Source organism: Methanobrevibacter sp. (assembly GCF_045112895.1).
Lineage (GTDB): Archaea > Methanobacteriota > Methanobacteria > Methanobacteriales > Methanobacteriaceae > Methanocatella.
In genome coordinates this window covers 41554-48417 of sequence record NZ_JBGUIH010000033.1, presented here as the reverse complement: position 1 = coordinate 48417, position 6864 = coordinate 41554, and the positions used below count along the sequence as shown (strand labels likewise).

General features: G+C 37.4%; 10 protein-coding genes, 1 tRNA gene and 1 pseudogene. All 12 read left to right on the top strand.

The window, feature by feature from the left end:
* Window positions 1-304: pseudogene (locus ACJMLD_RS06695) on the top strand (NADPH-dependent F420 reductase); the annotation flags it as partial.
* Window positions 305-412: 108 nt separating this feature from the next.
* The gene (locus ACJMLD_RS06690; protein ID WP_405269576.1) at window positions 413-709 is read left to right on the top strand and encodes a putative quinol monooxygenase; all 297 of its coding nucleotides are present in this window, start codon (window positions 413-415) and stop codon (window positions 707-709) included.
* 139 nt (window positions 710-848) lie between these two features.
* On the top strand, window positions 849-1226 hold the full coding sequence (hypA, locus tag ACJMLD_RS06685) for a hydrogenase maturation nickel metallochaperone HypA (protein WP_405269574.1): 378 nt from the start codon (window positions 849-851) through the stop codon (window positions 1224-1226).
* Window positions 1227-1243: 17 nt separating this feature from the next.
* Window positions 1244-1897 (top strand): hydrogenase nickel incorporation protein HypB, encoded by a 654-nt coding sequence (hypB, locus tag ACJMLD_RS06680; RefSeq protein ID WP_405269571.1) that lies wholly within the window; start codon window positions 1244-1246, stop codon window positions 1895-1897.
* Between the two features lie 18 nt (window positions 1898-1915).
* Window positions 1916-2947, top strand: a complete 1032-nt coding sequence (locus ACJMLD_RS06675; RefSeq protein ID WP_405269568.1) for a DUF354 domain-containing protein — start codon at window positions 1916-1918, stop codon at window positions 2945-2947.
* 46 nt (window positions 2948-2993) lie between these two features.
* A tRNA-Ala gene (locus ACJMLD_RS06670) sits at window positions 2994-3066 on the top strand.
* A gap of 39 nt (window positions 3067-3105) precedes the next feature.
* Window positions 3106-4188 carry a hypothetical protein gene (locus ACJMLD_RS06665; RefSeq protein ID WP_405269565.1) on the top strand — a complete coding sequence of 361 codons (1083 nt, stop codon included), beginning with the start codon at window positions 3106-3108 and terminating at the stop codon, window positions 4186-4188.
* A gap of 11 nt (window positions 4189-4199) precedes the next feature.
* On the top strand, window positions 4200-4658 hold the full coding sequence (locus ACJMLD_RS06660; protein WP_405269563.1) for a DUF1890 family protein: 459 nt from the start codon (window positions 4200-4202) through the stop codon (window positions 4656-4658).
* Window positions 4659-4973, top strand: a complete 315-nt coding sequence (locus ACJMLD_RS06655) for a DUF1894 domain-containing protein (protein ID WP_405269560.1) — start codon at window positions 4659-4661, stop codon at window positions 4971-4973.
* On the top strand, window positions 4970-5914 hold the full coding sequence (locus ACJMLD_RS06650; RefSeq protein WP_405269557.1) for a methionine synthase: 945 nt from the start codon (window positions 4970-4972) through the stop codon (window positions 5912-5914). The genes ACJMLD_RS06655 and ACJMLD_RS06650 overlap by 4 nt, the downstream gene beginning before the upstream one ends.
* Window positions 5915-5919: 5 nt before the next feature.
* Window positions 5920-6372, top strand: a complete 453-nt coding sequence (locus ACJMLD_RS06645; protein WP_405269554.1) for a hypothetical protein — start codon at window positions 5920-5922, stop codon at window positions 6370-6372.
* A 65-nt stretch (window positions 6373-6437) separates the two neighbouring features.
* Entirely contained in the window at window positions 6438-6854 is a 417-nt protein-coding gene (locus tag ACJMLD_RS06640) for an NfeD family protein (protein WP_405269551.1), read from the top strand.
* The last annotated feature ends 10 nt before the right edge of the window (window positions 6855-6864 follow it).

Here is a 6864-nt window from a genome sequence, read left to right as displayed (position 1 = left end):
CCTCGAAGGAACCGGTGCAAAAGTAATCTGCGCATTCTGTAACATCTCAAACTCACACCTCTCAAACATCCCAGAAGAAATCGACTGTGACTGTTTGATTGCAGGTGACGACAAAGAAGCAAAAGAAACCGCAGCAGAAATAATTGACAAAATACCAGGAATCAAAACAATCGATACAGGTATCCTAGAAAAAGCAAGAATTATCGAAAAGATCACTCCATTACTTATTGGATTGAACATCAAATACAAATCCCATTACGGCGGTTTAAGAATTACAGGAATCCCTGCACTCGACAAAGACTAATTTGATGATATTTGTTAATGAATTAGATAGAATAGTTTATTATTAGATATTTTATCTATTTCATTTTGAAATTTAAGTTAAAAATTTAAGTTAATTAAGGTGAAAAATATGATAATGGTTTTAGCAAAGGCTATTCCAAATGATGACTCTGCAAAAGAAAAAGTTATTGAATTCGCACAAGATTTAATAGCTAAATCCAAAGCAGAGGACGGAAATGTAGATTATAATCTATTTGAAAATACAGGTGACGGTTCATTAATGTTTGTTGAACAATGGGAATCCAAAGAAATTTTAGGAGCACACTTGCAAACCGAACATTTCCTTAATTTCGGCGCTAACATTGATGGATTACTTGCTGATGAACTTGAAATAAACGTTTTTGACGCAGAACCTACTGATTTATAAATTCATTGGTTAATGTTTTAACCAATTTCTTTTTTTTAATTTTTTCTAGTAATACTTAATATTTTGTTATTTATTAAATACTTTTATTAATAAACAAGTCTATATTTATAGTATTAAATATTTATTGAGGAGTCCAAAAATGCATGAATTATCAATGGCTCAAGGTATTATTAATGCAGTTTTAGATACTGCCAATGAAAATGATGCAACTGAGGTTACTGAAGTTACTGTTGAAGTTGGTAGGTTAGCTATGATTAATCCTGAACAGTTACAATTCATTTTAGGTGTTTTAGTTGAGAATACGATAATGGATGATGCGGAAATTAAATTTGAGGAGATTCCTGCTGAAATTCAATGTTATGACTGTGATTTTAATGGAGAGGCTATTCTAGATGATAAAGACCACTATGCGCCTTTGGTAAAATGTCCAAAATGCGATAGTCTTAATGTAGAAACTTTAAACGGTAAGGATATTGTTGTTAAAAATATTGTTATTGAAAAGCCTGATGATGCTTAATTAATGGAGGAGAAAATATGCACCAAGTAGCTGACGTAGAAGTAGCAAAAAACATTATGGATGCTAATAAAAAATTAGCTCACAAAAATTTACATAAACTAGAAGATAACGGAATATTTTGTGTTGATTTTGTCGGAGCAATCGGTTCCGGTAAAACAACTTTAGTGGAAGAAATCATTGACAACACCGATTACAAAATCGGGGTTCTGGCAGGAGATGTCATCTCAAAATTTGATGCAGGACGTATTGAAAAGCATAATGTTCCTGTCGTTGGATTAAACACCGGTAAAGAATGCCATTTAGATGCACATTTAGTAGGCCATGGCCTTGAAGATTTGCCATTAGACGATTTGGATATGGTCATAATCGAAAATGTCGGAAATCTAATCTGTCCGGTTGACTTTGAACTCGGTTCCCACTTAAGAATCGTGGTTGTAAGCGTGACCGAAGGTGACGATACCGTAGAGAAACATCCAATCATTTTCCAAACTTCAGACGTGGTTGTAATCAACAAGGTAGACCTGGCTGATGCTGTTGGTGCCGATGCCGATAAGATGGTTGCCGATGCACAAAAATTAAACCCTAATGTCAAAGTCATTAAGTCCAGCTTGAAAGAAGGCTGCGGATTAGATGAGATTATTGCTGCTATTGAAGAAGCAATGAATAATTAGATTTCTAATGGTGGTTTCATGAAGGTATGGATAGATATTTCAAATGCGCCTCATGTGAGGTTCTTTAAAGATGTAATCAAGTATCTGGAAGCCGAAGGTGAGGATGTAATCGTTACAGCAAGGCAGTTTGGTGATATCCATAAACTAATGGAAATGTATGACATTGATTTCATATCCGTGGGAAAGCATGGCGTAAGCCTATATGATAAACTGAAGGAAAGCACTTCAAGAGTATACAATCTTGTGGATGTTATACATGATGAAAAGGTGGATGTTGCCCTTAGCAAGCATTCCATTGAACTTCCTAGAATCTCATTCGGTTTAGGAATTCCAAGTTTGTACGTTTTAGACAATGAACATGCGCTTGCTGCCAACAAATTGACTCTTCCTTTATGTGACAGAATCATTACACCTAAAATCATTGACATGTGGAAACTAATGAAGTTTGGAGCGGATCCAAATACAATCATTTCCTATGACGGAACCTCCGAATTGATGCATTTTAAAAGTTTTGTATATAATGATAATGTCTTTGATGATTTGAATCTGGAACTGAATCATCCAAAGACTATCCTGATGAGGCCTGAACCTTCACTTGCATCTTACTTGGATGCGGACTGCAGAAAATCAGTTCTATCTCCTATTGTCGATGAGCTGAAGAATGTTGCAAATATCTTAATCCTTCCAAGATTTAGGGAACAGGCCGAGATATTTGAAGGAATCGAAAACGTTTCAATCCTGAAGCCGCCTGTCGATACTTCAAGCATAATCAAAAAATGCGACCTTGTAATAGGTGCCGGCGGAACAATGAACAGGGAAGCCGCAATCTTGCAGACTCCTGTCATTTCATGTTATCCTGGTGAAACATTATCCGTCGATCAGTACTACATCAATAATGGATTAATGTACAGGTCTCATGATACCGATGAAATCATCCATAAGGCTTTGGAGTTTATAGTGCATCCCCACCAGAAGATTGATGTGAAAACTGATGACTTGTTCCAGATTATTATAGATAACTTATATGATTTGGCCAAGAATGGCAAATAGTTATTTATAGTAATAATTTCATATACTAATATGTACTTAATTTTTTGGGCTGGTAGCTCAGATGGTAGATCGTCGCCTTGGCATGGCGGAGGCCCCGGGTTCAAATCCCGGTCAGTCCATTTTATATTTTTTAAATAAAAGAGAATTGTGATTGAAATATGTTGTTGATTGCTCAAAACCATTTACAATTAATTTTAGAAGTTGGGTTAATGCTGTTTGTTACATTAGTGTTTTGTCTTAACTTGATTCCTTTGTCCCTTAGTGTAGTGACCTTTTTATCCTTGTTTTTAATGGGAGGTTTCACACTTCTCTTCGGAGCCGATATTGCACTTCTCGTGATATCTTCAAGTCAAGCGGAATTCACTCACCCATTCGGACCATTAGCGTTACTTGGGGCCGTAACTGCTCTTGCTGCCCTGAAAGTGATGAAGGAATCGGGAGTCGATATAAGGCCTCTTAGGAGATTTGTAATACTGTTCCTTGCTGGTATTACAGTATTCGGCGGTTTGATGCACAGGTCCTTCTTACTGTTATGGATATTAGGATTGTTCTTAGGATATTTGATAATCTCAAAATCATTCAGGGAAAAATCCGTATTTACCTTAAGAAGAATCTTAATGTTTTTAGGTGTAGCAGGCGTGGGTTTTGTCCTTCTTGAAGTTATAGCTCGTGTAACTGGTATGACAATCTTTTCACCTCTTTTAAGATTTGGTAGGATTGAGCAGTACTCCCTATCAAGTATTAAAACGGTATTGAATAATATTCAGATAATTGGGCATAATGCAAAGGCATCTTATTGGGGTGCTGAAGGAACGGCATTTGCCGAAGGTTACATTACTCTTCCAATGCAGTTTGTGCTCTTCTTTGGTTTGCCTTTCCCAATGTTTTTCGGAGTATTGGTTAACCAAAAGGATACAATCGATTATATGCTTCCAGGTATCTTCGGTTGGGGATTCGACTTTGGTATTTTAGGCCTTATCGGATTGATGGTCTTTGTGCTTGGAACAGTCCTGATCGGATTTAAGATATTGAACATATACAGAGAAAAAAGAGAGAAGAACAATAAGAAATACCTGGGAAGAGAAGTCTTGCTGACCGGCGCTTTGGCGGCATTCTGTGCTCAGGCAATAATTGGAATGTTCCTGTTCAACAGGTCCATCAACGGTATGGCATTGCTGACGTTCATATTCGTAGGCGCATTGATATTGGCCAATGTGGTTACACTCAAATCAAGATCATAAGAGGTAGTTTTATGAAAGCTTTAGTTTTACTTGGATGTCCTGAAACTCCATCACAGACTCCAATGGCAGTTTATGTATTCGACAAATTGACACAGATGGGTTATGACACTACAATTGCGGCTAATCCTGCAGCATCAAAACTGGTGAGAATATCAGACCCTGAAGGATATTATAACCTCAAGCTTTTGGATTTGGAAAGGGCTTTAGGAGACATCAACGAAGGGGATTATGATTTATTGGTAGGTTTCGTTCACAAGGATGCAGCGGCATCATTTTTCGTAACATTCGAGCAGATCTTGCAATGCAAATCATTGGCATTGGTATTTTCAAGAGATGGCGATGAAGTAGCTGAATTTGTCAGCATGATTGAAGAGAGCGGAAGCAACGCTAAAATTGCTGCCGTTAGGGCTTTCCATAATCCTTCACCGATTAAAGTTAAATTCGACAAAGCAATTAAGGAGTTTGAATAAATGTCATTCTGTTTAGATACTTACCTTCAACAATCCGATAATTATGAAATCCATGCGGCAAGGGCCGGCTTTAAGGACTGTGCAATGATTATTAGATTTAAGGCCGATGATATTGTTTATATAAAGCCCGGCGATGAGGTTTTAGGTGTAAGGGTCATTGGCATTCCGCCAATTCCAATTGGATTTGACCATGAAAAGGGAACTGTTTTTTTACCTTACACAAAGCCATGCCATGGGACTTCAGTTGTTGAACTTCCAATCGATGAAGAAGAGATTGAAAAAATCAGAAAACTGGATACCGGTAATAAAAAATGAAATCAACTGTTGTAGGCAGCTTTCCAGCCAGTGAAAGCTCTCCATCTAATTTTAAAGATAAACTGCTAAATTCCTTTGGAGCATATGACCCATTTAAGGAAGCAATTAGAAGCAGCGTCATCGCTCAGCTTGATGCTGGAGTGGATATTATCTCCGATGGTCAGGTCAGGGGAGATATGGTTTCCATTTTTACAAAATACATTCCCGGAATGAAAATCGAGGATGGAAATACTTTCATTGTGGGCAAAATCAGAAATCCAACTCAGGAAATTTCAATCAAGGATCTGCAATATGCAAAAAAGGTAATGGCAGACTATTATGGCGGCAAGATTCCTGAAGGCAAAGGCATAAAGGGAATAATCACAGGTCCAAATACCATTGTCCATTCTTCAAGAATCCAGTCTTTCTACAAAAGCAAGGAGGATGCCATAATCGACTTGGCCCATAGCCTAAAGTGCGAAGTTGATGCAATCGCCAAGAAGGTCGAGCCTGTTTATATCCAGGTTGATGAGCCATTCTTGTCAACAGGGATGGTTGACATGAAAGTGGCCAGGGAAGCCATCGCAATCATTAAGGATGGATTGGAAGTTCCTTTGGGAATGCACGTTTGCGGTCTTTTGAATGATGCATTTAAGGACATAGTCACTTTTGACATAGATATTCTGGACATGGAATTTGCAGGAAACAATGTCAATCTTGGCGTTCTGGAGGAAAATGCCTATATGCTCAAGGACAAGAAGGTCGGCTTCGGCTGCGTCGATTCATCAGTAAATGAGGTCGATGACATTGCAGATGTGGAAGACTTGGTTTGCAAGGCCATTGAAATCGTCGGAAAGGAAAATCTTATTTTGGATCCTGATTGCGGTCTTAGACGAGCTCCAAAAGATGTTGCCTTTGAAAAATTAAGGTTAATGAATGAGATTAAAGATAAATACTCCTAGATATCATGAATTTCGGATTTTCATTTGTCGGATTGATATTTCTGATAATGCTGTTTGTACCGAATGTCCTCTGGTCCAGATTCCCGCCTGAAGGATATGGGGAATTATCTAAAAACGAGAATAAATTTTTGCTTATTTTAGAGAGAATCGGAGAAGTTTTGGTAACTTGCCTTGCTTTATTTACTGGTATAAAGTTCGGATGGTCTTTAATATTGGCTGTGGCTTTTATCCTCATGATTTTATATGAGGTCTATTGGCTTAGGTATTTCACAGGCAATCATACTCTGAATGATATGTATTCAAGTTTCTTGGATGTTCCGCTTCCCGGCGCCACATTGCCCGTTTTATCAGCTTTGTTATTGGGAATATATGCAAATAACATTTTTTTAGTAATTTCAGCACTGATTTTGGCAATAGGCCATATCGGAATTCATTACAATCATAAAAAAGAACTTTAAATTTTTTTCCTAAATTTTATATACTTGTAGCGACAAGTAATATTGACAAAAATTAAGGTGGTTTAATGGATATTTTGATATGGGTATTTTTAGCGGTAATATTCGCGATATTTGAACTGATAACCACAGCTTTCGTTTTAGTGTGGTTTGCAGTCGGCTCAATTGTTGCAGCTATCTTAAACTATCTGGGCTTTGATGTTTATGTCCAATTCATTGCATTTGTAATTGTATCTTTGATGTTGATTCTTTCCACAAGGAAATTTGCAGACAGGATAACTCCCGAACCCAGCAAAAAAACCACTGCCGATAGGCTGATAGGCAAACACGGAAAAATTATTCGCAAACTCGATGACAACAAGTACATTGTCAATATCAACGGGGAAGAATGGTCTGCCAATGGAGAGGGGGACATGGATGTTAATGATAAGGTTGAAATACTTGGAATAGACAGCATTAAGCTAATCATTAAAAAAATAGATTAAGGGGTAATGA